The 26,580-nt window shown below is 38.8% G+C and carries 22 protein-coding genes; 7 read left to right on the plus strand and 15 right to left on the minus strand.

Going from position 1 to position 26,580, the window contains the following annotated elements:
• Nucleotides 1–20: 20 nt before the first annotated feature.
• The 5 genes from I6F43_RS08335 to I6F43_RS08355 form a co-directional block, all read right to left on the minus strand.
• A complete protein-coding gene (locus I6F43_RS08335; RefSeq protein WP_024608294.1) occupies nucleotides 21–914 on the minus strand; it encodes a carbon-nitrogen hydrolase in 894 nt (297 codons plus the stop codon).
• A complete protein-coding gene (locus I6F43_RS08340) occupies nucleotides 911–1,966 on the minus strand; it encodes an agmatine deiminase family protein (RefSeq protein ID WP_101216178.1) in 1,056 nt (351 codons plus the stop codon). Before I6F43_RS08340 ends, I6F43_RS08335 begins: the two co-directional genes overlap by 4 nt.
• A gap of 57 nt (nucleotides 1,967–2,023) precedes the next feature.
• On the minus strand, nucleotides 2,024–2,632 hold the full coding sequence (locus I6F43_RS08345) for a PilZ domain-containing protein (RefSeq protein WP_007585675.1): 609 nt from the start codon (nucleotides 2,630–2,632) through the stop codon (nucleotides 2,024–2,026).
• Nucleotides 2,633–2,852: 220 nt separating this feature from the next.
• Entirely contained in the window at nucleotides 2,853–3,620 is a 768-nt protein-coding gene (locus I6F43_RS08350) for a haloacid dehalogenase type II (RefSeq protein ID WP_024590458.1), read from the minus strand.
• Nucleotides 3,620–4,270, minus strand: coding sequence for a peroxiredoxin-like family protein (locus I6F43_RS08355; RefSeq protein ID WP_197101821.1), 651 nt, complete (start codon nucleotides 4,268–4,270; stop codon nucleotides 3,620–3,622). The genes I6F43_RS08350 and I6F43_RS08355 overlap by 1 nt, the downstream gene beginning before the upstream one ends.
• A 122-nt stretch (nucleotides 4,271–4,392) precedes the next feature.
• Between I6F43_RS08355 and I6F43_RS08360 the strand changes: the two genes are divergently transcribed.
• Nucleotides 4,393–5,280 (plus strand): LysR family transcriptional regulator, encoded by an 888-nt coding sequence (locus tag I6F43_RS08360; protein ID WP_197101823.1) that lies wholly within the window; start codon nucleotides 4,393–4,395, stop codon nucleotides 5,278–5,280.
• Here I6F43_RS08360 and I6F43_RS08365 read toward each other — a convergent pair.
• Nucleotides 5,260–5,775, minus strand: coding sequence for a DUF2937 family protein (locus I6F43_RS08365; protein WP_024599129.1), 516 nt, complete (start codon nucleotides 5,773–5,775; stop codon nucleotides 5,260–5,262). The genes I6F43_RS08360 and I6F43_RS08365 overlap by 21 nt on opposite strands.
• 374 nt (nucleotides 5,776–6,149) lie before the next feature.
• Here I6F43_RS08365 and I6F43_RS08370 point away from each other — a divergent pair, with 374 nt between their 5' ends.
• From I6F43_RS08370 to I6F43_RS08380, 3 genes are read left to right on the plus strand one after another with little or no spacing between them, the layout of a single operon-like run.
• Nucleotides 6,150–6,716: an RNA polymerase sigma factor gene (locus I6F43_RS08370; protein ID WP_002961494.1), complete on the plus strand. Its 567-nt coding sequence runs from the start codon at nucleotides 6,150–6,152 to the stop codon at nucleotides 6,714–6,716.
• Nucleotides 6,713–7,792, plus strand: a complete 1,080-nt coding sequence (locus tag I6F43_RS08375) for a FecR family protein (protein ID WP_007585689.1) — start codon at nucleotides 6,713–6,715, stop codon at nucleotides 7,790–7,792. Before I6F43_RS08370 ends, I6F43_RS08375 begins: the two co-directional genes overlap by 4 nt.
• A 9-nt stretch (nucleotides 7,793–7,801) precedes the next feature.
• The gene (locus tag I6F43_RS08380) at nucleotides 7,802–10,837 is read left to right on the plus strand and encodes a TonB-dependent receptor plug domain-containing protein (RefSeq protein ID WP_197101825.1); all 3,036 of its coding nucleotides are present in this window, start codon (nucleotides 7,802–7,804) and stop codon (nucleotides 10,835–10,837) included.
• A gap of 72 nt (nucleotides 10,838–10,909) precedes the next feature.
• Here I6F43_RS08380 and I6F43_RS08385 read toward each other — a convergent pair whose 3' ends face one another.
• The 7 genes from I6F43_RS08385 to I6F43_RS08415 form a co-directional block, all read right to left on the minus strand.
• Nucleotides 10,910–11,305 carry an ExbD/TolR family protein gene (locus I6F43_RS08385; RefSeq protein WP_076923830.1) on the minus strand — a complete coding sequence of 132 codons (396 nt, stop codon included), beginning with the start codon at nucleotides 11,303–11,305 and terminating at the stop codon, nucleotides 10,910–10,912.
• A gap of 314 nt (nucleotides 11,306–11,619) precedes the next feature.
• Nucleotides 11,620–12,063, minus strand: a complete 444-nt coding sequence (locus tag I6F43_RS08390) for a ferritin-like domain-containing protein (protein ID WP_197101827.1) — start codon at nucleotides 12,061–12,063, stop codon at nucleotides 11,620–11,622.
• Between the two features lie 177 nt (nucleotides 12,064–12,240).
• Nucleotides 12,241–13,179 carry a LysR family transcriptional regulator gene (locus I6F43_RS08395; protein ID WP_002961484.1) on the minus strand — a complete coding sequence of 313 codons (939 nt, stop codon included), beginning with the start codon at nucleotides 13,177–13,179 and terminating at the stop codon, nucleotides 12,241–12,243.
• Between the two features lie 16 nt (nucleotides 13,180–13,195).
• The gene (gene aceK, locus I6F43_RS08400; RefSeq protein WP_007585698.1) at nucleotides 13,196–14,914 is read right to left on the minus strand and encodes a bifunctional isocitrate dehydrogenase kinase/phosphatase; all 1,719 of its coding nucleotides are present in this window, start codon (nucleotides 14,912–14,914) and stop codon (nucleotides 13,196–13,198) included.
• 103 nt (nucleotides 14,915–15,017) lie between these two features.
• Complete coding sequence (locus I6F43_RS08405; protein WP_197101829.1) at nucleotides 15,018–15,497, minus strand: DUF4124 domain-containing protein; 480 nt, start codon at nucleotides 15,495–15,497, stop codon at nucleotides 15,018–15,020.
• Nucleotides 15,498–15,588: 91 nt separating this feature from the next.
• The gene (locus I6F43_RS08410) at nucleotides 15,589–17,085 is read right to left on the minus strand and encodes a DUF3413 domain-containing protein (protein ID WP_007585701.1); all 1,497 of its coding nucleotides are present in this window, start codon (nucleotides 17,083–17,085) and stop codon (nucleotides 15,589–15,591) included.
• Between the two features lie 5 nt (nucleotides 17,086–17,090).
• A complete protein-coding gene (locus tag I6F43_RS08415) occupies nucleotides 17,091–17,303 on the minus strand; it encodes a DUF1414 domain-containing protein (RefSeq protein WP_007375276.1) in 213 nt (70 codons plus the stop codon).
• Nucleotides 17,304–17,365: 62 nt separating this feature from the next.
• Here I6F43_RS08415 and yejK point away from each other — a divergent pair, with 62 nt between their 5' ends.
• Complete coding sequence (gene yejK, locus I6F43_RS08420) at nucleotides 17,366–18,382, plus strand: nucleoid-associated protein YejK (RefSeq protein WP_121955650.1); 1,017 nt, start codon at nucleotides 17,366–17,368, stop codon at nucleotides 18,380–18,382.
• 1,810 nt (nucleotides 18,383–20,192) lie between these two features.
• Here yejK and rne read toward each other — a convergent pair.
• On the minus strand, nucleotides 20,193–23,549 hold the full coding sequence (gene rne, locus I6F43_RS08425; RefSeq protein ID WP_197101830.1) for a ribonuclease E: 3,357 nt from the start codon (nucleotides 23,547–23,549) through the stop codon (nucleotides 20,193–20,195).
• 772 nt (nucleotides 23,550–24,321) lie between these two features.
• Between rne and rluC the strand changes: the two genes are divergently transcribed.
• Together rluC and I6F43_RS08435 are read left to right on the plus strand one after the other, a co-directional pair.
• The gene (gene rluC / locus I6F43_RS08430) at nucleotides 24,322–25,281 is read left to right on the plus strand and encodes a 23S rRNA pseudouridine(955/2504/2580) synthase RluC (protein WP_010554171.1); all 960 of its coding nucleotides are present in this window, start codon (nucleotides 24,322–24,324) and stop codon (nucleotides 25,279–25,281) included.
• Complete coding sequence (locus I6F43_RS08435; RefSeq protein ID WP_331459162.1) at nucleotides 25,278–25,940, plus strand: HAD-IA family hydrolase; 663 nt, start codon at nucleotides 25,278–25,280, stop codon at nucleotides 25,938–25,940. Before rluC ends, I6F43_RS08435 begins: the two co-directional genes overlap by 4 nt.
• Before the next feature lie 9 nt (nucleotides 25,941–25,949).
• Here I6F43_RS08435 and I6F43_RS08440 read toward each other — a convergent pair whose 3' ends face one another.
• Nucleotides 25,950–26,549, minus strand: a complete 600-nt coding sequence (locus I6F43_RS08440) for a Maf family protein (protein WP_197101832.1) — start codon at nucleotides 26,547–26,549, stop codon at nucleotides 25,950–25,952.
• Nucleotides 26,550–26,580 lie beyond the last annotated feature (31 nt).

Genomic DNA, 26,580 nt, shown 5'->3' on the forward strand with positions numbered 1-26,580 from the left:
CCATCTTGAGTTAAGATTACCTAGTCTCGGTATATTTTTGTTAGGTCTTTATAGTGATCAATTCGTCGGTCACGCAAGAACGGCCAGATACGTCTTACGTTTTCTGAGCGTTTTTGATCAATTTCAACAACTAAAATTTGCTCATCAGTATTATTAGCCTCTGCTAATAATTCACCTTGTGGGCCTGCAATGAACGAATTCCCCCAAAACGCAATACCATCGCTTTGCGCACTTGGGTCACTTTCATGGCCGACACGGTTACAGCTAATTACTGGTACACCATTGGCAACAGCATGGGCACGCTGACTAATAACCCACGCATCTTTTTGACGAGTTTGCTCAGCAATGTCGTCGTTAGGATCCCAACCAATAGCGGTTGGGTAAATTAACACCTCAGCGCCCGCCATTGCCATTAAACGTGCAGCTTCAGGAAACCATTGATCCCAACATACTAGCACGCCTAATTTACCCACCGAGGTTTGAATAGGCTCAAAACCGATATCACCTGGGGTAAAGTAGAATTTTTCGTAAAAACCAGGGTCATCAGGAATATGCATTTTGCGGTATTTACCCGCAATACTGCCATCTTGTTCTAATACAACAGCAGTGTTGTGATAAAGGCCCGTAGCGCGTTTTTCAAATAAAGAAGCCACAATAACAATGCTTAGCTCTTTAGCAAGCTCACCTAAGGCGTTACTGCTAGGGCCTGGAATGGTTTCGGCTAAATCAAATACGTCAACATTTTCGGTTTGGCAAAAATAGAGGCTTCGGTGTAGCTCTTGAAGTACAACCAGTTTTGCACCTTTTTGAGCGGCTTCACGAATGGCACTCATTGATTTTGCCATATTGTGCTGAGCGTTATCGGTATTGCTTTGTTGCACTAACGCAACGGTTAATTTTGCAGGGCTTGTCATTGTGCTGCTCCAGCTAAAAATCCACGAGGTAATTGCATTGTAATACAGTGCAGGCTGCCAAATTGTTCAATAATTGGTTGGCAATTAACGCCAATAATAGTGTGTTGTGGGTATGCTTTTTGAACTTGTGCTAGAGCACGTTCATCATTGGCATCATTATACGTTGGCACAAGCACAGCATTATTAATAATTAAGTAGTTAGCGTAGGTAGCCGGTAAGCGTGTTTGCTCATCGTCATACGCGGCTTTTGGCCACGGTAACTCAATTAAGTTATATGGGGTGTTATCGGCAGTTTTAAAGGCTTTTAGTTGTTTTTCCATTGCATCAAGTGCGCTAAAGTGCTCATCAGTTTTATCGTCACACTGCACATATACAAGGGTATTATTTGGAGCAAAGCGCACTAAGGTATCAATGTGGCTGTCGGTGTCATCACCCGCTAAATAGCCATGATCAACCCATAAAAAACGTGTTGCTCCCAAGTGCTCTTTTAAAAGTATTTCTATGTCAGCAGGGTTTAAATCTGGGTTACGGTTTTTGTTAAGCAAACATTCGCTGGTTGTTAGCAACACACCATGCTCGTTTATTTCAATACCGCCACCTTCAAGTACCATATCGAGCGCTTGATATTGGTTGTTTGTGCTACTTAGCTCTTTTACCAAAGTACGATTAATTTGATTGTCTAATGCGCTTTCAAATTTATTGCCCCAACCATTGAAAGTAAAATCGTATACTTTTAACTGCTCTGGTGAATCAATAGCGGCGCAAGTAAGCGGACCATGATCGCGCGCCCAGGTATCGTTGGTAGGCGTTACTACAAAATGAACACGATTAAGAGAGATGTTAGCGCTATTTAGCAATGCTGTAATATGCATTTTTAAGGCACTGTTATGCGCCACAATAACAAGCTGTTGCTGCGTTGTTATATGCTTAGCAAGCTCAATATATACAGGTTCTACACGTGCTAAATTATCAGCCCAATCTGTGTCTTTATGAGGCCATGTAAGCATAACAGCGTCTTGCTCGGCCCATTCTGGTAAAAGTCTAAAGTTCATGAATTTTATATACTAATTAAGATGACGCTAGTTTAGCATTTTACATAAAGATGTCAGCTAATTATCACTGTTTAGATCGGCTTGGTTTTGATCAAGTTCTTGACGTTTTTTAAGTTGGCGGGTTTGAGCATGTAAACTTGCTCTAACAATAAGTTCTTGGTCAGTGGTTCTAATTGCGGTAAAGAGCATGGTGTATTGATAATGCTCGCTATCTTGTTTTTCTACTGCCACAACTTCGGTGTAACAATAAACCGCAGAGGCTTCGTGGTGCAAAAACAGTTTTGTTCTAAATGCTTGGCCAATTGAGTGTACTTCGGGTGATGTAAAGCGAATACCGCCACCGCCGTAGCTATCACATTGAATTGCATTATCTTGGGCTTGTTCTGAGGCCAAAATATGGCTCATTATTAAATCTATTTTACGTGACTGCGCTTGTAAAAATGTAGCGAGCTCTTGTGCTATATCGCCTAAGTTACGCAGTGGGCGTAACGAGCTTTGCTCAAGTTCACTTACTTCATTTGCTAATCTAAATAGTGGGGGGATATCGTCTTCTAGCTCAAGCTGCGATTTAGGAACTTGTCCGTTCGATACGGCGAATAAATTCACTCTTATACTTTCATTAATTTGAAAGTACTGCTCAAACTCACCTAATCTTTCACTATTCATTATGTTCTCCACCACGTATTTATTTAATAGTAGCGTTGTGAGTACTAAATTGCTAGCAGATAAAATAACTCATAGTGGGCTAAATGCTTTGTTTACATTCAATTTTTAACATACTGATTATGAAAATAAATACACTAAGACATATTTAGGGGTAGTTATAAAAAAGCGGCCAATGTCATCCTAACATTGGCCGCTTGGGTATTGATTCATCAGCGCATACTTATTTAAGTAGAGCGGCTAATTCATGTAAATCTTTCACAACGTGATCTGGTTTTTTAGCTAATGGGTAAAGTGCTTTACCTGGGCGTGCAATGAAAGTGGTTTGTAAGCCTGCTTCTTTTGCGCCAGCAACATCCCAGCCATGGGCTGCAACCATCATAGCTTCATTTGGTGCTACATTTAGCTTTTTAAGTACCCATTCATAAGCACGTAAGTCTGGTTTGTAAATTTTAATATCTTCAATGCTGTAACGTGCATCAAAGTAAGACATTAAACCAGCGCTTTCAAACTGTGCCTTTACACCTTTGTTTGAAGAATTTGTAAGGCTTACTAACTTATAGCCCTGAGCTCTAAGTTTTGCCAGTCCTTCTTTAACATCGCTGTGTGGAGGAAGCGTTAAAAGAGGCGTAACAATAGCTGTTTTAGCTTGTTCACTAGTAATATCAATATTGTTATTTTGAGCAACCATAAGAAGTGATGCCACCCCAATTTGCCCAAAGTCGTGATAACTACCGCTTACTGTATCTACTAATGAATGGTGCAGCATAGTCGAAAACCAAAGTGGTAATAAATCTTCACGCCCGCCTAGTGCTTTACCAATAGAGGTACGCATTGACGTTAAATCAAGTAGGGTTTCGTTTACATCAAAAATAAGCACTTTGGGCTTTACTTGTTCTTTTGGTTCATCAGCGACTGCATAACCAGATACAAGGCTTGTGCCTACAAGTAGTGAAAGAGTAAGTGTTTTTAACGATTTTAAAATAGACATTAGTTATTCTCCGATTCAAGTGCTGCCATAATATCAGTAGGTTCTGCGCGTAGGGTGTAGTCTTCGTTTAAAAATGCGTATGTAATAACACCTTCTTGGTTTATCACATAAGTAGCCGGTAGCGGCAATTTAAAGCTTTTATCGCCGTAGTAGTGTTCAAAATCAATACCAAATTGTGTGTATAACGCTTGAATACGCTCATCAAGTGTAAACAATAAACCAAATTGCTCAGCTACTTTATTACTAACATCTGAAAGCACGTCAAACTCAAGATCGTTTTTTTGTGCAGTTGAGAGAGTTTCATCAGGCTGTTGTGGTGATATTGCGACTAACTGAGCATTTTGAGTTTTAAATTGCGGTAAGTAGTCATTAAGTGCTTTTAGCTCTAAATTACAATATGGGCACCAGCCACCACGATAAAAGCTAATAATTACCGGGCCTTTTTTTAATAAATCCGCAAGCTCAATGTTTTCGCCGTTATGGTTGGCTAGGCTGAAGTTTTCTACCTTTTGACCAATTTGCAACGCATTGTCTTTAATATGCTGTGCAATAAGCTCTTCGTTTGTAGTGTTCATTAATGCTAAAATGTCAGCCGGTAACTTGGCATCTTTTTGTACGTTATAGGCATCTATTTGCGCTTTTAAACTCATGATTGAACCTCAATAATTAGACTATTTGCAATTATAGTGTTTTACATATTTAAATAAACATTGCAAAACTGAAAGCTTCATTCGAAAATGTTAAACATTGAAAAGTGCACAATGGCATCTTTATGTATAATTTAAGCGACCTAGAAACATTTATAGCAGTAGTTGAAAATAAAGGGGTGCTTGCTGCTGCGCGCGAGCAGCGTTTATCGCCTGCAACGGTAAGCCATCGCTTAAGTAAATTAGAACGTGAGCTTGCAACAGTACTTGTTTTTAGAGATAGCCGACGAGTACGGTTATCTCCCGCAGGTGAAATATTTTATACGCGAGTTGGCGCTATAATGGAGGCATTGCACGACGCTGAGCATAGTATTGGTGCACGTAGCTCATCGGTAAGTGGTTTATTACGCGTGACTATGCCCCCTTGGATTTTTTCGAAATACGTAATGCCAAGGCTTAACGAGTTAGAGCAGGCCTATCCTGAACTAAAACTTGATTTTTTAATTACGGATCATTTTGTAAATGTGGTTGATGACGCACAAGATGTGGCAATTCGTGTAGGGCAATTAAATGATTCCGGTTTACTGTCGCGAAAAATAGTAAACAACAAACGTATACTTTGCGCAGCTCCTAGCTACATAAAAAAATATGGTATGCCTAAAAGCTTAGCTCAATTAAGCGAACACTATTGGGTTTGCCTGCCGTGGCAGCGCCAATTAAAGCTTTTTGATGAACAAGGTAAAATACATACTTTTAATGCGAGAACACGCTTTACCATTTCTAATTCCGATAATATGACTCAAGCAGCTATTGCGGGTCATGGCATTGCAATTAAATCAATGATAGCTATTCATGAAGATATTAAAAATGGCATTTTAGTTGAAGTTATGCCCGGTGTAATGGCACAAGATGATGCTCCAGTTTGGTTTTTGCGTCCGCAAAATAGCTTAACTACCCGTAAAACCGATGTGTTTTATGATTTTATGAAATCACTATTTTTGAGCTGCGAATAAGCGTTTAAATGAGCGTTTTACTCCAGTTAACAACAAATAACCAGTAAGCTCGGCAAGTAAGGCAATTATAATGGCTGCAATAATGGCGGCTATTATAGAGTCTTTTTTTAAAATGATTTGACCTTCAAAGCGTTGCCACACTTGTTGCTTTACATCGCTCATGCCACTGATCAATGTAAAAATATATGGAGATTGCGCAAACCTATTTACAGCGATTTGTAAATCTTGTTGTCGCGTGTAAAGTGTACTGATATTGCTTGCACCTTTATTCACAATCCCATCATCAATATTTTTATAGTGTTTTATTAGCTTATCTAAATCATTATTAAAATACTTAGCGGCATCGTTTTTAAATGGTGCAATGGCATTTTTAGCTTCAATTAATTGGGCTGATAATGCTTGGCCAAAATCGCTTACAAATGCAGGAATTTGCACTCCAAGTAGTAAACCGAATGCAAAGAAGCTAAGTCGGATGTAATCTAAAAATTTACTCATTTATCTTCCTATCCATTTAAATAACCCAGAATTAACATTTGAGCTTGTTTTTATATCAAAAACTCGTAATCTATTGGGGCGTGTTTACCTTTGTGGATTGAAATTTGTTCAATCTAGGGTCGATTTAATCGCGGCGCGAGGTTTGTAACCTAGCGGGCTAAGTCAAAACCGAGCAACAAAGAGTTAATCGTCCCTAGAAATAACCCAAAGGGCAGCGCATGTTTGGCATTTATGCTGCGTTATCACCTATTTATGGGGAATAACCACACTACATAGGCTCTACCTTGCCTAAATACCAAACGTACTGCTGCAAATTCAACCACGAAAGGTCAACACGCCCTAGTAATAAAAATAACAACAGGTGGATGTTAAGGATGACGAAAAAAGTAAAATTCACGTCAACATTTGTTGATATATCTAAACAGCTCAAACGTTTTGTATCGCGCATTGTTCAACCCGACGATGTAGAAGATATTGTGCAAGAAACCTTTGTAAAAAGCTACGAAGCTGATTTAAAGCAAGATATACAGTTTACCCGCAGTTACATGCTTAAAACAGCAAAACACCTAGCACTTAACCATATAGCTAAGTGGGACAACAAATTTAATGATTCGTTAGAAAATGATAACGAATTACCCGTATTACTCAAATCAATGAAGCTTGAGGATGAATACACATCTAAAGAGCGCTTTTTACTTTTTTGTAGAGCTACTGAGCAACTAAGCTCATCGATTCGTAAATGCTTTATATTAAAAAAAGTTTACGGCATGAGCCAAAAAGAGATCGCAGACCAAATGCAGTTAAGCCAAAGCACTGTTGAAAAACACATTGCCAAAGGATTGTTACAAACCATGTTGTACATGCGTGAACATGAGCAAAGCCCTCAAACAAACCCTAAAGCTCAAGCACACCCTATATCAGTTAAGAGGGTCGCAGAATGAGTAATGTTCATCAATTTAATTCAAAAGATTTAATTTTAGAAAAGTCATGTGATTGGATAAGCGCGATTGATCGTGGTTTAACTGATGATGAAAAAGAGCAATTTAAATTATGGATGATGCAAAGCATCGCCCATCAAGACTCTATATACGAGCTTGCTCAGCTTTGGGATGAGCTTTCGGTATTAAATGAATTAAGTCATTTATTTCCTCAGCGTAACAATACTAAAGCATCAAAAAATAAGTGGATGTTTTCTTACTCAATTGCAGCGAGTTTATTTGCAGCACTAATGGTATGCAGCTACTTATTAATTAATTTAGAAAACGGCTATAACCAAGAGCTTGCAAAAGTTAACTACACTAAAATTTACAAAACAAAAGTAGGCGAGCAAGCAACCTATGTATTGCCAGACGGCACTATAGTGCAGCTTAATACTAATAGCTTACTAGAAGTTGCTTATAGCAAAGGCCGCAGGCAGTTGTTACTTAGTCGTGGAGAAGGGCGTTTTAATGTAGCAAAAGATGCCACGCGTCCGTTTAGTGTTATGGCAGGCGACAAAAGCTTTACCGCACTCGGTACCGTGTTTAATGTACAGCGTAATACCTCATCAGATTTAGAGCTTGTTGTTACCGAAGGCAAAGTGATGATCACCGACCCTAGTGTAGCGGTTGATGCAAATGACTTTAAAGATTATCAGCTTGCAGATAACAGCACGCAAAAAATTCGTCAAATTAATGCCAATATTGTTACCTCAGGCGAAAAAGTAATTATAGAGCAGAGTGTTACAAAGCCAATTACCCAGCTTTCAATGAACGACGTACAACGCGATTTGGCATGGCAAAATGGCATGCTTATTTTTAATGGAGAAGAGTTAAGCGATGCTTTAAATGAAGTAAGTCGCTATACCGCCACACGTTTTGAGCTTTCATCAGCCGAGCTTGCCAGCATTAAAGTAGCTGGGGTATTCAAAGCGGGTGATGTTGAAGGTTTACTAGAAAGTTTACAAACTAATTTTTCGATTGATCATGAGCGTTTAGGTGAGCATGTAGTAACGCTAAAACACCATACAGAATCATAAGTAGACGTTATGCAAATCAAACTAATGTTAGATAAAGTTGCATCAATAAAGATTGAACGTAAAAAAAACATTAAAAAAAAGAGACAAAGCCATAGAGGATTTTTGTTTGTCAGCTGTTTATATAAGTTGCGCAGTAACCAAACGCATTTATTGAGTGGATTTAGTGTGCTTGCACCGGCTATTTTTAGCTTGAGTGTACAAGCAGCAACTCAAACCACTGGGCAAATGGTGCAATTTGATATAAAAGCGCAGCGAGCAGACAAAGCCTTAATTGAATATGCTAAACAAACAGAGCAAACCGTGGTGTTTTCTTATGAGTTGGCAAAGCAGTATGACGCAAATTCAGTTTATGGATTTTACACTCAACTAGATGCCCTAGAGGCATTACTAGGTGGGACAGAGCTCGATGCGGTTGTTGATCAAAATGGTTTACTGAGTATAAAACTCAAACAAATCAACAGGAATGATAACAACATGATGAAGCTTTCAGCGGTCAGTGCAGCAGTATTACCAGCCTTACTTGCAGTTAATTCGCAAGGTGTAAACGCAGCAGAAGAAGTCGCTCAAGAAAAAATTGAAAAAATTGCTATTGTCGGTAGCCGTGTAGCAGGACGTTCAGTTGAAGATTTACCCGTTCCAGTAGATATCTTAAGTGCAGAAGCGCTTGAAAATACAGGCCAAACAGAAGTTGGTCGTATGCTACAGTCTATCGCTCCTTCATTTAACTTTTCAAGCTCTGCAATTAGTGACGGTACTGATGCTTTAAGACCTGCAACACTTCGCGGTTTAGGCCCCGACCAAACATTGGTGTTAATTAACGGCAAACGTCGTCACCAAGCAAGTATTATTCATATTAATGGCTCTGTTGGGCGTGGTACTGCAGGTACTGATATGAATGCAATTCCAGCCTCTGCAATTAAACGCATTGAAGTATTACGTGATGGCGCTGCTGCTCAGTATGGTTCTGATGCGATTGCTGGTGTTATTAATATTGTACTTAAAGATGGTAGCGAAGGCGGTAAAGCGGCTATTAACTACGGCCAATATTCAGAAGGTGATGGCGAAACCATCAACCTTGATTTTAATAAAGGCTTTGCGCTAGGCGATGACGGTTATTTAAATACAACTATCAATTACCGTGACCGTGCACCGACTAACCGTGCAGGTTTACATGGCTCTTGTCAGTTTTATGGTTGTACAGAGTTAAGTGACGGTACTTTACTTGCTGGCGATCCGCGTGAACTGACAGCCGATCGTGATACTTTTAGAATTGGTGATGCTGATTCTCAGCAGTTTGGTTTAACAATTAATACTGGTTACGAGTTAGGTGATGGCGAGCTTTACGGCTTTATTACTTACTCAACACGTGAAAACGAGTCGGCTGCATTTTTCCGTCATAATGCAAATGCAGGTGGTAACCCAGTACTGCAAGATAACGATGCGACAATTCCGCTAGGTTTCTTACCAAAAATTAATACAACTATCGACGATATCTCATACAACTTTGGTTATAAAACTGAGTTTGATAACGATGCAAGTCTTGATTTGTCTTACACCTACGGTGAAAACAGCATTGATTATACGACAAGTGACACTATTAATGCCTCATACGCTAACTTTTTACGTTATGACCAAGGTTTGAGTGCAGCTGATATTCGTACAACTATCCCACGTGAAGCGTACGCTTACGGCATGGAATTATCACTGCAAACAATCAACATTGATTTTACGCAAAACTTTGATGATTATTCGTTAGCGATGGGTGCTGAAATTCGTACTGACGAATACCGTATCTTAGAAGGTAGTGAATATGCATACCGCGATTACGATACTACCAACGGTGTAAGTATTTATAACGGCTTAAGTGGTGGTGTTGGCTCTGAAGATGCATCAGGTGGTTCACAAGGTTTTGGTGGTTCGTCTCCTGCGTCATCAGTTGATGAATCGCGTGATGTAATCTCATTTTATGTAGATGCAGAAGCTTATGTGATTGAAGATGTAATTTTATCGGGTGCACTTCGCTACGATAACTACAAAGGCTTTGGTGATACAGTAAACTTTAAGCTTGCTGGTAACTGGTCTGTAACCGACGATATTTCACTACGTGGTGCATTAAGCTCAGGTTTTAGAGCACCTTCAATGCAACAGCTTTACTTTAATAATGTAAGTACGCAATTTGTTGTTGATACTAATGGTAACTTAGTTGCAGAAGAGGTTGGTACATTTAGAAATGATTCAACACTTGCGCAAAGCTTAGGTATTCCAAAGCTTAAAGAAGAAAAATCACAAAACCGTAGTTTAGGTATTGTGTATAACGTTACAGATAATATTAATGTAACCGTTGATTACTATTCAATTGATATTGACGACCGTATTGTAATTAGTGACCGCTTAGGTAAAGGTTTATCTACAAGCCTTGATGCTGCATTAAATAGTGCGGGGGCTGGCGTAGGGCAGTTTTTCTTAAATGGTGCTGATACTGAAACTCGTGGTGTTGATTTTGTAGCAACGTGGAACACTGAAGGTTTAGGCGGTACGCTTGATTTTACACTTGCAGCTAACTTCACTAAAACAGATGTTGTATCGTTATTTTCTCCTGCTGGCTCAAGCCTTGAGACAGTAAGTGTAGACGATATATTTTCAGCGGAAGATATCTCTATTATAGAAGAGTGGCAACCAGAGGATCGTATTAACTTAAGTGCACTTTATCAACGTGATGATTGGACAGTTAACCTGTCACTTAATCGCTTTGGTGAGTACACAGTAGAAGATGGCGGACGTCAAACGTATGGCGCAGAAATTTTAACTGACGTTAAAGTTAACTACTTCGTTACTGAAGATTTGTCGGTAAACATTGGTGCAAATAACTTGTTTGACGTTTACCCAGATAAAAACGAAATAGGTAACTCTCGCTCAGGTACTATTGTGGATGCTAGTGGCAACACAGTAATAAGTAGCTCAGGTGTGTTTGACTACTCACGTCGCTCGGCTCCATTTGGATTTAACGGTGCTTACTACTACATAGGCGCAGAATACCGTTTTTAATTAATAACCTCCCTTTCGTTATTTAACTCAAAGGGCCGTAAGGCCCTTTTTTTGGTTTTATATTGGGCTGTTTTATTTAGAAATCAAACTTATTGAATAATCATCGTATTGCTTAATATTATTCATTACACTCATTAAAGTATTATGTGTACTGTTTTCGTCTGCGGTTATAAGTACCGAACTTATTTCATATTTAGCCGCGAACATCGCTAAATTAGACGTAACTTGCTCTAAATCAATTAACCTCCCTGAAAAATATACTCCGTTACTTTCATCAATTCTAAATAAAGCATTTTTAACAGGCTTATCTATTTGAGGGCTGTCGAGTGGTCGGTTTAATTCAATAGCCACAGGTTTTACAAAAGATGTAGTTACAATAAAGAAAATTAGTAATATGAACACTATGTCTAACATCGGGGTCATATCAACATCAGCATTATTTTGCAGTTTACTTAGTTTACTTTTCATATTGGACCTTATTTTTAATTAAATGCTGCGGCGCCACAGCAAGGTTTTAGGTACCTAATAACAAAATTAGCACAGCAAAAATAAAGCGTGGTTAAATAAACATTCTAATAACATTAAATTTTTGTATTTATTATGTATTTAAAATGTGGCGAAATAAGGTGGTGTTTATAGCAATCTGCTTATATATGGGGTCTATTTAGCATCGTTATAGAGTAATTTAATTCGTTAAATTGCTTAAGGGTTTATACAGATTGGTATTAGAGGCAATAAAAAACCCAGCGCTAGGCTGGGTTGTATTTATGAGTTATGTAAGCTTACTGCTTTTGCATACGGCTCATTTCTGCATGGCAGCTTTGCATCGTTAATAATGTTTTAGCCAGTGCTGCTTCGCAATCAGCTGGTTGCGGTTTATCCATAGCGGCTTTAATTTCTTCAAGCGTTTTATCTTCTACTTCTTCAAGCTCTTTAACATACGTGCTGTCGTTATGTGAAGTGAAAGTAGTCAATAGGGCTGTATATGCACGTCGTGCTTCAACTGCGAAAGATGAACCATCTTCGCGTTCGCCTTTTTCATTAATTGCATATGGCTGCAGACGCTCGACACTCACTTTTCGGGCATCTATCATACGCTGAAAAAGTGCGCAAATAGCAGGGTCTTCAACTTTTTCCTGTGCTTTTTGATAAAAATCGATGCCGCTGTTCATAACTTGAATGATGTCAGTAATATGATTTACTTCTGATCCTTGATGGGTGTTCATAATGACCTCTTTTATTAAATGAATGTATAGTTCAATTTAATAAAAGCAATGTACGTTCCACGTTTTTGTTTTTATGTAGTCATTTGATTTTATTGATTTAATTTTATTACAGAAAGGGGCTAAGTTAATGAGGAAAGTATTAACCTAGCAATTTTTACATTATATTGTGTAATAAAGTTATTTTAGCTCTTCAGCTACTTCAGCGACTTTTTGGCGTAACCAGATGTGGCTCGCATCGCGATGTAACAGTGGGCTCCAAATCATATCAAGCTCAAAAGGAGGAATTGGAAACGGTGGCTCTAAAATTTTAAGCCCCGGATCATCTAAGTATATATTTGCAGCTTTTGAAGGAAGGGTCGCAATCAAGTTTTTCTCTTTAGCTAAATGAATCGCTACATGGTAGTTACGCGTAAAAGTGGCAATATTACGATGTTTACCAAAGTGGGCAAGTGCTTCGTCAACCCAACCAAGTTTTTGCACATCTTTAGGGTCCATGCCCACGCCTACACCAAAACCTGTTTTACTCACCCATATATGGCGCGCTTTTAAGTAGCTGTCGAGGCTAAAGTTTTCAATAATAGGGTTGTCGGCCTTAACTAAGCAGCAAAAACTGTCTTTCCAAATACGTTTATGATGAAAAGACTGAGGTAAGTTTTCAAAACGGTTGATTGCCATATCTACTTTACCGTTTTCTACGTCATGAAAGGTTACATCACTTGGTGTGAGTATATCTAAAGTAGTATCGGGGGCTTCTTCGTGTAGTTTACTTAAGAGCTTTGGCGCTAACGTACTTGCAGCGTAATCACTGGCCATTATTCTAAATACACGTTTACTCTGGCTTGCCTCAAATTCTCTATTAGGTGCTAGGGTTTCTTCAAGCGTCATTAATATGCCACGAATAACGGGTTGTAACTCTAAAGCGCGCTCTGTCGGGACCATACCATCGCTGGTACGAACTAAAATAGGGTCGTTAAATAAGTTACGAAGACGTTTAAGGCCATTACTCATTGCGGGCTGCGTAATACTCAATTGATTAGCAGCGCGTGTTACGTTGCATTCTCGAAGCAATGTATCGAGATAAACGAGTAAATTTAAATCTATTTTACTTATATTCATTGTGTGTCCTTTGCGTCTACCAGTGATGGATAAATCGCTGTGCTGTCGGGTAAGGGTAAATATGACTTACCTGCCCATTTTTTATATTTTGTTGCGCCTGCTTCCAAAAGCTAACATCTATAAGCTCTGGATGAGTGCTGAGAAAAAACTTTTTATACATAGGATTAGGCATTACAAATGTACATAACTGCTCTGGGAATACATCTTGTGGTGCAACAGAGTAACTTTGTTCATCCATTAAATAATCGTCGTAGCTCTTTGCTTTTGGTAATGCTCTAAAGTTCATATCTGTTAGGTATTGAACTTCATCGTAATCGTAAAAAATAATACGTTTGTGCTTACTTACACCAAAGTTTTTTAAGAGCATATCGCCAGGAAATATATTAACGGCAATCATTTCTTTTAGAGCTTGCCCGTATTCTTCAATCGCGTCTGCGGCACTTTCTTCATCAGCATTTTCTAAAAATAAATTGAGTGGTGTCATGCGCCGTTCAATATATAAATGCTTGATGATCAACCATTCGCCTTCAATTACCATTGATGAGCCAATTGTTTTATGTAATTGCGCAAGTAAATTACTATCAAAACGCGCCAAAGGAAATACGACGTTAGAATACTCTATGGTATCGGCCATTCTGCCAACGCGATCATGGTTTTTTACTAGTTGATAACGCTTTAATACGGTATCACGGCCGAAGGGCTTACTTTCACCAAATTTGTCTTTTATTACTTTAAAAACATAACCAAATGAGGGAAGGGTAAATACCATCATCACCATACCGGGAGTACCCGGTGCAATTGTAAACTCATCACTAGAGTGAGATAAGTGATTTAAAAACTCTCGATAAAACTCAGTTTTACCCTGCTTATGAAAACCCACTGCGTTATAGAGCTCAGCAAGTGTTTTGTTTGGCATAAGCTGATTCAAAAACCGGACAAGTGCTGAAGGTGCATGAGTCTCTACCATAAAGTAGGCACGGGCAAAGCCAAAAATGACACGCATTTGAGATGATTTAGTTAAAAGTGCATCTAAATATAATCCGTTATCTTCATCGTGTAACACGGCGATTATAAAAGGCTGAACCCCACTTTTTGAAACAACACGACCAACAATATAAGCTGCTTTATTACGATAAAAAGGTGTGTGTAAAATATCAAAGCGCATTTGCCAAGGTTGATGATGTGTATCGGGGGCTTGTTTATAAAATGCTTTAACAAGAAGGCGAATATCACGCTCTAAATTTACAAATGGGGCTTTAAAATCAAAATGATTAATAATGCGCTTTATTGTTGGCTTTAGGCCATCAACTACTGGAAAGTATGTCCTATATTCGGCCTCAACAGGTACTGAAGGAGCATCTTTCAAAGTTGCTTCTACAAATATAAAGTCATTATGAAAATAGCGCCTATGGTACAGCCGGCAAAATACAGAGTTATAAAAGGTTTCGGCGAGTTCTGCTTGAGGGTGGAAACATAAAAAATGCTGATATATCTTTTTAACTTCGAGCCATAGGCTTTCATCTAATTGCTCTGTTGGGGTTTCTTTTTTTAGCGCTTGTGTGGTTTCGTTAACACGATCATCATAATAGCTGATACGCAAACGGCTGATATCATTAATTGCTTGCCAATCTTTTTTTGCAAAGGCGAGAGGGGCTTTGGCCGTTGTTTTTTGAAATAGCTGATAGTGCCTTTTAAAACCCGTTAAAATTAATTCAGCAATATGGCGAGGCTGCATTTGCACTCCTTAATAGTCCCTAGAGCTTATACTCTATTGTGTTAAGGGTATGTTATTTTAAGTTTAAAACCAAGATAAATATTACTTGCTAATTAACAGTGATTTATTGGTATTGAGCTATCTTTTTTTCGAGAGTTTTAATTTGTTTAGTAATAACCAATACATCTTTTTTGTACTCTTTATTAATTATTTTTAATTTTTTAGTAATGTCTTTGGTAATACGCTTTTTATCTTCAACGGCTAGAATATGATTTAATCGTTCTTGTTGTTTGTATTCAGCACGCTGCTTATTACGATCAAGTATTGTTAGTTTATGGTTATTACTGCGAAGCTCTGCCTGTAAGCCAGATAGAAGCCTTTCACGCTCAAGTTCGTTTAGTTGTTTAGTGTAGTCAACCTTAGGACCAGAATACTGATTACCCGTCGTGTTAACTTTATAAGTCGTTGCTTCGTCGTCACAGGGAAGTTGAGAAAAGACAGTGCCTTTTTCTGTTACACATTTGTAGTAAGTGGTATCGCTAAAGCTAAAAAAACTGATAAGTAAAAAGCTAGAATGGAGAATATAACGAGAAGTTTTAAACATGTATGCCGTCCTTGATTTTTATATTTTTTAGTAAAATAATATAAAACTATAACCTAGCTTGGTGGTATAGCAAGCTAGGTTAGGATAACGGCTATTGGGTAAAGGTTTTGAGCTTTTTAATACTCTGTACTAAAAATGGTATATCTAAACCTTGTTCAATAGAAAAACCTTCAGCGGCGGAAATGTTTTTAAAGTTACCATCTGAATCTATTAAGGTAATCCTATCTTTTTTATAGGCTATAACGACACCCTGAGAGTAGTTAACGCCCATATCATCTTTTTTCTTGTATAAATTAACGCCCAGCATTGTTTGCTTAGCAATGGCTTTACAATTTAAATATTGGCCAACACTTGTTGCAATTAAATCGCTAGGTTGAATAAGTCCATCTACTTTAGAAATACGTTTGTCGGAGCTATATAAAGTTGATGTTGTTACTACTTCTTGCTTGTTATTGGCAAGACTAAAAGCAAAAACCTGTGTTTTATCATCTCGTACAACGGCGTTATCGCTACTTTTAATAACTCTAATTGCGCTAGAACTATGTGCTTGATCATTTATAAAACTAAGTTCTTCCACGCCGGTTACTTCAATGCTGCGGCGCTGACTTTGCCATGCGGGAAGAGTTTGATCTCTTAAAATTGCTGCTTTATAAAAAGCTGGCAAACCATACACTAAGCTAAATAGCATATCGTCGTGATTAGTTGGCTGTAAAAACTGCTCTGTTTTGTGTAAGTTTTTATTATCGGCAACAAATTTAGCGAGTTGTTGCTGGGTTTCAAATACAAAAATATCTACATTGGCTTGTGTGTAGTCTTCACACTTATCAAGCGGGCTTGGCATTTGATAACTAATGTTTTGGTTATTAATTTTTACGTTATGTGCTTGCTTATAGCTTTCTATATCAAGCAGGTCATTTTTAGCTAATAAACTTTTAGCGGTAGTAGGGTATGACAGTGGTAGTACATTATCTTGCTTCGTTACGTCAAAGTTTAAATTTGCGTCGGCCCAAATATGAATACTGTGACTAAGTGAAAAACACACTATTAAAAATGAAATTGCGTAACGTGCAAATTTATATTGTTTTAAGCGCTCAAGGTGTTGCCATGTGTAATTACTCACAAGTAGCTGAAAGCCTAAAATAAGTAATACAATCCCACTGGCTAAAATGGTTGTTAAAGCAGGTGAACTGGTTAAGCGATGCCACAGTAGAGAAATAATCTCAGGTAAGGCAGATATACTTAGATGATAACCCAAATTAACATACACATAAGCATCAAGGGTAAGCAGTGAAGCGCCTAGTGTGGCTATAACAGCCGCCATGCCTCGTATATGTCGTGGGTAGGGGAATATTAAACTAAGCGGAAATACCGTCAGCACAAACGCTAAAAAGGCGATAAAACTAGTGTGGCTTAACCACGTTACTAGCATATAAGTAATGCCCATAAAGCTTGTTGGTGGCGAGTCGGCAAATAAGTAGCTTAAGCTAATAAATAGCGCCAAGCCAATATTGGCAAAAGTAAACCAATGGCCCCAGCTTAATAGCTGACTCGCTTTTGATGAAAACTGATTGTGCTGCGATAAATTCATAGAGTTTATTTAACCGACTGTGATAGAGCTTTTGCAAAGTTCTCAGTTACGGCTTGTCTTTTCCCTGTTGGTACATGCTCTTTTAAGATATGCGTGATAGAATTTCCTAAACACATAAGGCTTAAATCTACCGGCGCATTGTGTTTAGTTAGCACATCAATAAGCTGATCGACGATTTGTTCTACTTCTTCATTAGAGTATTTTGATAAGATTGGCATCAGTTGGTTCAATAAAATAGTTATATTCTCGTATTTTAACACTAGAGGCGTGAAAAACAAAGATGACAACAGACGTTAAAAAATTAGTCGTTCATTATGTAGACAAAAAAGACGACGATACGCAAATTCACCTTCGAAATGATGAGATGGTAATTAACGATAAAGTAGCCGTTTTTATCGAACAATTACATCATGCATATAATGGTAAGCCAGGTAAAGGTTACTGTGCTTTCAGTGGTGATAAAAACAGCGTTGTAGCATCTGCAATGCAAAGCTACCGTAACGATGAGCTAGGCTTTTGGCATATGACCGAGCAAGCCTCAACGGTTTTAAAAGAAGAGCTTGATAAGTATGCATTTAGTGAAACAGGCTATTTAGTATTTTGTCATTATCAGTATGTTGCTACCGATTACATGTTAATTGCGATGATTAACATTAAAGAGCATTATTCTATGACGTCTGAGCTTGATTTAGCGGCTTCTCGCCATTTAGACATATCTCGCATGCAACTCGCTGCTCGTATCGATTTAACAGCGTGGGATACGCAAGCAGAAGATAATCGTTATATTTCGTTTATCAAAGGACGTGCGGGTCGTAAAGTTGCTGACTTTTTCTTAGACTTTTTAGGCTGTGAAGAGGGTATTGATTCAAAACAGCAAAGCCAAGTAATGCTTAGCGCAGTAGAGGATTATTTATCAGAGCAACAGTTTGATAAATCAGAAAAAGACGATTTACGTAAACAAGTATTTGATTACTGTAATGATTGCGTAACCACAGGCGAAGATGCAAGTGTGAGCGATCTATCTGCAACGCTTACAAAAGGCGATGACAGCCCGTTTGATAGTTTTTGCAAAGAGCAAAGCTATGACTTGGAAGAAACTTTCCCCGTTGATAAAAAAACAGTAACCAGTATGGTTAAGTTTTCAGGTCTTGGTGGTGGTGTAAGTGTAAGTTTTGAACGTAAACACTTAGGCGAGCGCGTAACGTACAACGAAGCAACCGATACACTAGTGATTAAAGGCATTCCGCCAAACTTAAAAGATCAGCTACAACGTTTTATGGAAAATGAAAAAGAGTAAACTCATTTGAGCGAGTTGAAAGTTGATTTAAGAGCGCGATATTTATATCGCGCTTTTTTGTATCGGTATATAAATTCGTTGCATCGGAACAAAACCACTAAATGATTTATTTCACAAAGAGAAGTGAAAGAGGAGTAAATGAGAAAACACAAGCTAATCTTATTCACGGTTTTAAATTTCGGCTGAAGTCGTAAAGCTTGCTTACGCGAGAAGCAACGCTTCTGTTTACTTAATTTCTTTGCTAACAAAACCACTAAAAGATCTATTTCACAAAGAGCAGTGAAAGAGGAGTAAATGAGAAAACCCAAGCTAATCTTATTCACGGTTTTAAATTTCGGCTGAAGTCGTAAAGCTTGCTTACGCGAGAAGCAACGCTTCTTTTTATTTAATTTTTTTGCTAACAAAACCACTAAAAGATCTATTTCACAAAGAGAAGTGAAAGAGGAGTAAAAGAGAAAACACAAGCCATGCTTTATTGGCAGGCTTAGCCTTTTTACTACCTCTAAAAGCGCAGCGTCTCTTAACCTCTTTGTGAACAAATTACTTTTTACGGGCTTTGCCCATCACGCCAACAAGTTGTGCGTCTACAAGCTAATCTTATTAACAGTGTTAAATTTCGGCTGAAGTCGTAAAGCTTGCTTACGCGAGAAGCACCGCTTCTGTTTACTTAATTTCTTTGCTAACAAAACCACTTAAAGATCTATTTCACAAAGAGAAGTGAAAGAGGAGTAAATGAGAAAACACAAGCGATGGTTTATTAGCGGAGCTTTTTCAATTTAGCTTTATTGTTACCTCTAAAAGCGCAGCGTCTCTTAACCTCTTTGTGAATAAGTCGCTTATTACGGACGTTACTCGTCACGACAATAAGTTGTGCTTCTACAGGTTAATTTGTACTTGATATTTAATTCCGGCTGTAGGCGTGAAGCTTGCTTACGCAAAAAGCACCGCTTCTGTTTACTTAATTTCTTTGCTAACAAAACCACTTAAAGATCTATTTCACAAAGAGAAGTGAAAGAGGAGTAAATGAGAAAACACAAGCGATGGTTTATTAGCGGAGCTTTTTCAATTTAGCTTTATTGTTACCTCTAAAAGCGCAGCGTCTCTTAACCTCTTTGTGAATAAGTCGCTTATTACGGACGTTACTCGTCACGACAATAAGTTGTGCTTCTACAGGTTAATTTGTACTTGATATTTAATTCCGGCTGTAGGCGTGAAGCTTGCTTACGCAAAAAGCACCGCTTCTGTTTACTTAATTTCTTTGCTAACAAAACCACTTAAAGATCTATTTCACAAAGAGAAGTGAAAGAGGAGTAAATGAGAAAACACAAGCGATGGTTTATTAGCGGAGCTTTTTCAATTTAGCTTTATTGTTACCTCTAAAAGCGCAGCGTCTCTTAACCTCTTTGTGAATAAGTCGCTTATTACGGACGTTACTCGTCACGACAATAAGTTGTGCTTCTACAGGTTAATTTGTACTTGATATTTAATTCCGGCTGTAGGCGTGAAGCTTGCTTACGCAAAAAGCACCGCTTCTGTTTACTTAATTTCTTTGCTAACAAAACCACTTAAAGATCTATTTCACAAAGAGAAGTGAAAGAGGAGTAAATGAGAAAACACAAGCGATGGTTTATTAGCGGAGCTTTTTCAATTTAGCTTTATTGTTACCTCTAAAAGCGCAGCGTCTTGTAACCTCTTTGTGAACAAATCGCTTATTATGGGCGTGAAGAAACTTTAATAATTATTCAAAGCATGTAAACAAAAAAGCCCCGCTATTTATTAAATAGCGGGGCTTTTTAATAAGTGTTAGTTATTAATCAACACTCAATGTTTTAGTCATTGCAGAACTTGCACGACCAGCAGGTTTGATAGAACCCGCACGTAAACCACTGTCTGGTACTAGGTCACGTTTATCGTGAGCCATTGCTACAGATGTGTGTTTTACTTCGCTATCAGCTACAGGAGTAGGCTGTGCCATTGGCGCACTTGCAGACCCTTGAGTAACCGCTGTTTTAACATGCGGTGCTGATTTTTCAGTTTTCACTTTTGCTTCAACTTTAGCTGGCTCTTCAGTTACTACTGGAGTTTCAACTTTAGCTGGTTCTTCAGTTACTACTGGTGCTTCAACTTTAGCTGGCTCTTCAGTCACTACTGGCGTTTCAACTTTAGCTGGCTCTTCAGTTACTACTGGCGTTTCAACTTTAGCTGGCTCTTCAGTTACTACTGGCGCTTCAACTTTAGCTGGCTCTTCAGTTGCTACTGGAGTTTCAACTTTAGCTGGCTCTTCAGTTACTACTGGCGTTTCAACTTTAGCTGGCTCTTCAGTTACTACTGGCGCTTCAACTTTAGCTGGCTCCTCAGTTGCTACTGGAGTTTCAACTTTAGCTGGTTCTTCAGTTACTACTGGAGTTTCAACTTTAGCTGGCTCTTCAGTTGCTACTGGCGTTTCAACTTTAGCTGGCTCTTCAGTTGCTACTGGCGTTTCAACTTTAGCTGGCTCTTCAGTTACTACAGGAGTTTCAACTTTAGCTGGCTCTTCAGTTACTACTGGAGTTTCAACTTTAGCTGGCTCTTCTACAGCTTCAACTTTTGCTAAGTCTTCAACTGCAACGGCTTGTTCAATTTGCTGCGCTGCATCCACAGGTGTTTCTTCAGATTTAGCTTTAAGTTCTGCTTCATATTCTGCAGCAGCTTGATCAGCAACTGGAACAAATGCAGGGGCTTCGTCAGATTTAACTTCTGCTTCACCTTCAGGACGTCGACGACGTTGACCTGATGCACGAAGATGACGAGGAGAACGGCGTGAACGCGTACGTGTTTGCTCTTGCTCGTCTTCAGTAGTTGCTGCTTCATCGTTAGAATCAACAACGTCAACTTTCTCTTCTTTAATGTGAGCTGTTTTTTCTGCCGGAGCTTGTGTTTGCTTTTCTACAACAGGTGCTTGCTCTTGAACTTGTGGAGTGTCAGTAACTACCGCTTGTTCAGGTGTTTGCTCTGTTGAGTTAGCTTGCTCAGCGTTTTCATCTTGCAGACGTACTTTTTTACGTATGTTACGACGTTGACGGCGAACTTTAGGCTTTTGCTCTTTAGGCTCTACAGCTTGAGCTGGCTTAGAATCAGTTTCTACTTCTACTTCTGCTTTTACAGGGGCTTCAGTTTTAACTTGATCTTTTTCTTCGCTTTTATGCTCTGGGCGCTTACGAGAGTTAGGGTTACGACGACGCTTATTGCGGTTCTCGTTTCTTTCTTGCGTCTCGGTGCTTGTTGCTGCTGGTGAGTCTGTTTTAACTTCCTCTTCAGCTGCAGGGCGCTCATTGCGTGGTTTATTAGTGCGCGGGTTATTATTACGACGACGTTGGTTGTTATTACGACGACGATTATCGTTACCACGGCGAGCGTTATTACGCGCTTCTTGCTGCTCTTTTTCTACAGCTTCTTTTTTCTCTTCTACTGTTTCGCTTGCAAATAACGATTTAAACCATTTAGTGATTGCTTCAAACAAGCCACCTTCAGTTTTAGTCTCTGTTACTACTGGCTGAGCTACTGGTGTAGGCGCTGCTTGTGGAGCCGGTGTAGAAGGCATTACAACACCTTTTAGCATTGGCTCTTCACGTACTGGTGCACTTGGTGATTTTGACATCTCAAATGCTTCAGGTTCTGGCGCAACAACTTGTCCGTAACTCACCGTTTCAAGTGTTTCGTCTTTACGTAAACGCATAACTTCGTAATGTGGTGTTTCCATATGTTGATTAGGAATAATCACTACGTCACATTTATGATGTTTTTCAATGCGATGAACACTACGACGTTGCTCATTTAATAAATAAGCGGCAACGGCAACAGGCACTTGTGCATTTACTTGTGCTGTGTTGTCTTTAATTGCTTCTTCTTCAATTAAACGAAGAATAGAAAGTGCAATTGATTCGTTTGAACGAATAGTACCTTGTCCACTACAACGTGGGCATGGGCCTTGGCTTGCTTCACCTAATGAAGGACGCAAACGCTGACGCGACATTTCAAGTAAACCAAAGCGTGAAATTTTACCAATTTGAACACGAGCACGATCTGGACGAGCAGCATCTTTTAAACGATTTTCTACTTCACGTTGATGACGTGGAGGCGTCATATCGATAAAGTCGATAACAATTAAACCACCTAAGTCACGAAGACGTAATTGACGTGCAATCTCATCGGCCGCTTCTAAGTTAGTATTAAGTGCTGTTTCTTCAATATCGCCGCCTTTAGTTGCTTTAGACGAGTTGATATCGATAGACGTTAGTGCTTCAGTTGGGTCAATTACAATTGAACCACCAGAAGGCAAGCGTACTTCACGCTGGAACGCAGACTCAATTTGGCTTTCAATTTGGTAATGCGTAAATAAAGGAGTGTCACCTTGATAAAGCTTAACACGGCTCATAAAGTCAGGACGAAAACGCTCAATGTGCGCTTTAGCTTCTTCAAAAACACGTGGTTTATCAATTAAAATTTCGCCAATATCACGACGTAAATAATCGCGTATCGCACGGAATATTACATTGCTTTCTTGGTGTATTAAAAATGGCGCTTTAGCACTATCGGCTGCTTGTCTAATTGCTTCCCAATGTACTAATAATGCTTTTAAATCGTAGTTTAATTCTTCAAACGATTTACCAACACCCGCTGTACGAACAATTAAGCCCATACCTTTAGGAAGTTCTAAACGACCCAATGCTTCTTTAAGTTCAGTACGTTCATCACCTTCAATGCGACGAGAAATACCGCCAGCACGAGGGTTGTTAGGCATAAGCACTAAGTAGCTACCAGCAACACTGATAAAAGTAGTTAACGCAGCGCCTTTTTGGCCACGCTCTTCTTTATCAACTTGTACTATAACTTCTTGACCTTCTTTGATCACGTCGCGAATGTTAGGGCGACCATGAAAAGTGTAACCTGCAGGGAAGTAAGTACGGGCAATTTCTTTTAAAGGAAGGAAACCATGGCGGTCAGCACCGTAATCAACAAATGCTGCTTCAAGAGATGGTTCAATGCGAGTGATTTTGCCTTTATAAATATTGGCTTTTTTCTGTTCGTGACCTGGGCTTTCGATATCTAAATCATATAGGCGCTGGCCATCAACCAGTGCTACGCGCATTTCTTCTTGCTGCGTTGCATTGATTAGCATACGTTTCATATTGTTACTCTACTTATTTATGTCGCTGACATGACGATGTTTTTCTCGCCTGTTCAGTTGTCCCTATTTTTAGAATGTGCAGCCTCACGACTGGGTCTTTAACGGAACGGCTCTGTTTCTCGTATGCAGTATTTTAAATGCTGGCAAACAATAGCAATTATTATCGCTATTAAATTCTTAATGGTGCTAAAACTGTCGGCTTTTCAGCTACGTTTACAAGTTTTACCCAGAAGTTGGCCTGTCATATTAATCTTACTAAATATCATTCATATTAGGCGCGTAGGGCTCATTAAGTTGGTGAGCAATACATACTGATGTATCGCTAATATCCGTTTTAAGAGCAAAAATCGCTGCCGATGTTAATGAACGCTTATTTATTAGATTTTTTTAGTTCTAAATAAGCTGCTATACGGTACTACAATAATTGAGCTAGTGCTGAACGACTTTTTTTACGTCGTCACTATCAGACAAATTATCTGTTCATTGCTTTCTCTAGCACGTTAAAAATCGCTTCATGTTCAAACTTAACCAGCAATATATTACGCGCATTGCCGTTAATTGATCGCACGTGTTAACTGAGGAGGCATAAAAGCTTTGGAAAACTTAACTCGGATCTGTATGATCGGCTACCCAGAATGTGCATCACGAATGTTTTAATGTGTTAAAAAGCACCGTTGTTATTTGCAAATACTAAATATTTGCGCTGCTGATTATCCCACTATTATTACAGTGTTAGCAACTAAATTATTTTACTTAAATTAGTGATTAGGCAATGTCAGAAAAAAACGACTTACAAGTAACTTATGTCACGATCAACGAAGACCATTTAGGTCAGCGTATTGATAACTTTCTTATTACCCATTTAAAAGGGGTGCCTAAAAGCGCTATTTATAAACTTTTGCGCAAAGGTGAGGTACGCGTTAATAAAAAGCGTATTAAGCCTGTATATAAACTACAGCTTGAAGATGTACTTCGTATTGCACCTATCAGGGTTGCTGAGCGTGAAGAATTTGTTCCATCAAAATTAGACAAAGTAACTCGCCTAGAAAACGATATTTTATTTGAAGATAAATACCTTATCGTAATAAATAAACCATCAGGTATGGCTGTTCATGGCGGCAGTGGTTTAAGTTATGGCTTGATTGAAGCTTTGCGAGCACTTCGCCCAGAGGAACGTAGCCTTGAGCTAGTTCATAGGCTTGACCGTGATACATCGGGTTGTTTACTTATAGCGAAGCGTCGTTCGGTGTTAACAGCGTTGCATGAACAACTTCGTGAAAAAACAATGGAAAAAAATTACTGGGCACTTGTAGAAGGGCAGTGGGACTCTAAAACTAAAAACGTTACCGAAGGGCTGCGTAAAAATACACTTAAATCGGGCGAGCGCGTAGTACGCGTAGATAACACTGAGGGAAAACCTTCACATACTCGTTTTAAAGTACTTGAACGTTTTAACGATTGCTCACTTGTACAAGCATCGCCTGTTACAGGGCGTACGCACCAAATTCGTGTGCATACGCAATGTAAAGGTCACCCAATAGCGTGCGACGATAAATATGGCGATCAGGGTTTCGACGATTCTATGCGTAAAGTTGGGTTAAACCGATTGTTTTTACACGCACATGATTTAAGTTTTTATCACCCTAAAAACGAAACAACCATGCGTATTGAAGCACCGCTAGATAAAACGCTTAAAAATACATTACTAAAATTACGAGATGCAAAACTGTGATAAAAGTAGCCCCAATTAAAAAATATAAGCTCGTCATTTTTGATTGGGATGGCACCGTTATGGATTCAGTAACTAAAATAGTTAACTGTATTCGTAGTAGCGCCGAGTCACTTAATTTAGTGTCGCCAAGTGATTTAGCCATTAAAAACATTATTGGTATGTCTCTTGAAAAAGCAATTGACGTTTTATTTCCTGATAATGTAGCGCAGCACCAAGCGTTAATTTCAGGTTATAAATATCAATACAGTGTGGATACTACTCCCACGCCTGTATTTGCTAATGTTGTCAGCGTTTTAAATGCCTTAAAAGAGCAGGGCATTGTTTTAGCGGTTGCAACAGGTAAAGGTAGGGGTGGGTTAGAGCGTTTGCTTGAACAAAGTCAATTGCGCCATTTTTTTAGTGCAACACGTACAAGCGATGACGCGCAATCAAAGCCCTCTCCAGATATGTTGTATCAATTACTTGAAGAACTTGGCATAAGTGCTCAAGACGCTGTAATGATTGGCGACACTCAAATAGACATGACTATGGCAAAAGCTGCTGGCATGGATAGAATTGGCGTAACAATGGGTGTACACAACGCACAGCAGTTAAATAAGCTTAGTCCTGTTGCAACAGTAGATAACTATCTGCAGCTGCAACAGGTTTTGCTTGGCTAATTTATTTAACTAGAACTTGTTTTGAGCAGTAAGTACATCAATACCAAACTCAGCCAGTAGCTGGCTGAGTTTAATTAATGGCAACCCAATTAAGCTATTAGGATCGTCTCCGCTTAACTTTTCAAATAAACAGATACCCAACCCTTCACTTTTAAAGCTGCCAGCACAATTATAAGGCTGCTCTGCGTCGCAATAAGCACTAATTTGTGCATCACTGAGAGTTTTAAACGTCACATTAAAAGGTTCTACGCAGGTTTTTTTAGTGCCAGTTACAATATCGTAAACACAAAGCCCAGTTAAAAATGTTACAGTATTACCGCTAAATAAATTTAGTTGTTTTACGGCATTTTGTTTATTATGTGGTTTACCTAAAATTTGATTATTAAACACAGCGACTTGGTCTGATCCAATAGCTAACCCTTTGTTAAAGTGTTTATTAGCCGCTGATGCTTTTAATTCACTTAAACGCTTAACCAGTTCGGTAGGTGTTTCGCATTCAAGTGCTGATTCGTCAACGTCTGGTGAAAACGTATCAAATGGTAAATTAAATTTTTGTAATAAAGACTGCCTAAAAGGCGAGCTTGACGCTAAAATGAGTGGATGCTTCACGGACTGTTTTCCTACGATAATTCAGATTGAG

This window comes from Pseudoalteromonas sp. NZS71_1 (assembly GCF_015864305.1).
GTDB classification, from domain to species: Bacteria; Pseudomonadota; Gammaproteobacteria; order Enterobacterales; family Alteromonadaceae; genus Pseudoalteromonas; species Pseudoalteromonas arctica.

Excerpts from the sequence above, each read along its gene's own strand:
- rne (WP_197101830.1), bottom strand. The coding sequence starts at position 23,549 with ATGAAACGTATGCTAATCAATGCAACGCAGCAAGAAGAAATGCGCGTA.
- I6F43_RS08410 (WP_007585701.1), bottom strand. The coding sequence starts at position 17,085 with ATGAATTTATCGCAGCACAATCAGTTTTCATCAAAAGCGAGTCAGCTA.
- I6F43_RS08415 (WP_007375276.1), bottom strand. The coding sequence starts at position 17,303 with ATGCCAATCTTATCAAAATACTCTAATGAAGAAGTAGAACAAATCGTC.
- I6F43_RS08345 (WP_007585675.1), bottom strand. The coding sequence starts at position 2,632 with ATGAATAGTGAAAGATTAGGTGAGTTTGAGCAGTACTTTCAAATTAAT.
- I6F43_RS08390 (WP_197101827.1), bottom strand. The coding sequence starts at position 12,063 with ATGAACACCCATCAAGGATCAGAAGTAAATCATATTACTGACATCATT.
- I6F43_RS08380 (WP_197101825.1), top strand. The coding sequence starts at position 7,802 with ATGCAAATCAAACTAATGTTAGATAAAGTTGCATCAATAAAGATTGAA.
- I6F43_RS08340 (WP_101216178.1), bottom strand. The coding sequence starts at position 1,966 with ATGAACTTTAGACTTTTACCAGAATGGGCCGAGCAAGACGCTGTTATG.
- I6F43_RS08405 (WP_197101829.1), bottom strand. The coding sequence starts at position 15,497 with ATGTTTAAAACTTCTCGTTATATTCTCCATTCTAGCTTTTTACTTATC.
- I6F43_RS08370 (WP_002961494.1), top strand. The coding sequence starts at position 6,150 with ATGACGAAAAAAGTAAAATTCACGTCAACATTTGTTGATATATCTAAA.
- I6F43_RS08350 (WP_024590458.1), bottom strand. The coding sequence starts at position 3,620 with ATGTCTATTTTAAAATCGTTAAAAACACTTACTCTTTCACTACTTGTA.
- I6F43_RS08355 (WP_197101821.1), bottom strand. The coding sequence starts at position 4,270 with ATGAGTTTAAAAGCGCAAATAGATGCCTATAACGTACAAAAAGATGCC.
- rluC (WP_010554171.1), top strand. The coding sequence starts at position 24,322 with ATGTCAGAAAAAAACGACTTACAAGTAACTTATGTCACGATCAACGAA.
- I6F43_RS08335 (WP_024608294.1), bottom strand. The coding sequence starts at position 914 with ATGACAAGCCCTGCAAAATTAACCGTTGCGTTAGTGCAACAAAGCAAT.
- aceK (WP_007585698.1), bottom strand. The coding sequence starts at position 14,914 with ATGCAGCCTCGCCATATTGCTGAATTAATTTTAACGGGTTTTAAAAGG.
- I6F43_RS08395 (WP_002961484.1), bottom strand. The coding sequence starts at position 13,179 with ATGAATATAAGTAAAATAGATTTAAATTTACTCGTTTATCTCGATACA.
- I6F43_RS08385 (WP_076923830.1), bottom strand. The coding sequence starts at position 11,305 with ATGAAAAGTAAACTAAGTAAACTGCAAAATAATGCTGATGTTGATATG.
- I6F43_RS08360 (WP_197101823.1), top strand. The coding sequence starts at position 4,393 with ATGTATAATTTAAGCGACCTAGAAACATTTATAGCAGTAGTTGAAAAT.
- yejK (WP_121955650.1), top strand. The coding sequence starts at position 17,366 with ATGACAACAGACGTTAAAAAATTAGTCGTTCATTATGTAGACAAAAAA.
- I6F43_RS08365 (WP_024599129.1), bottom strand. The coding sequence starts at position 5,775 with ATGAGTAAATTTTTAGATTACATCCGACTTAGCTTCTTTGCATTCGGT.
- I6F43_RS08375 (WP_007585689.1), top strand. The coding sequence starts at position 6,713 with ATGAGTAATGTTCATCAATTTAATTCAAAAGATTTAATTTTAGAAAAG.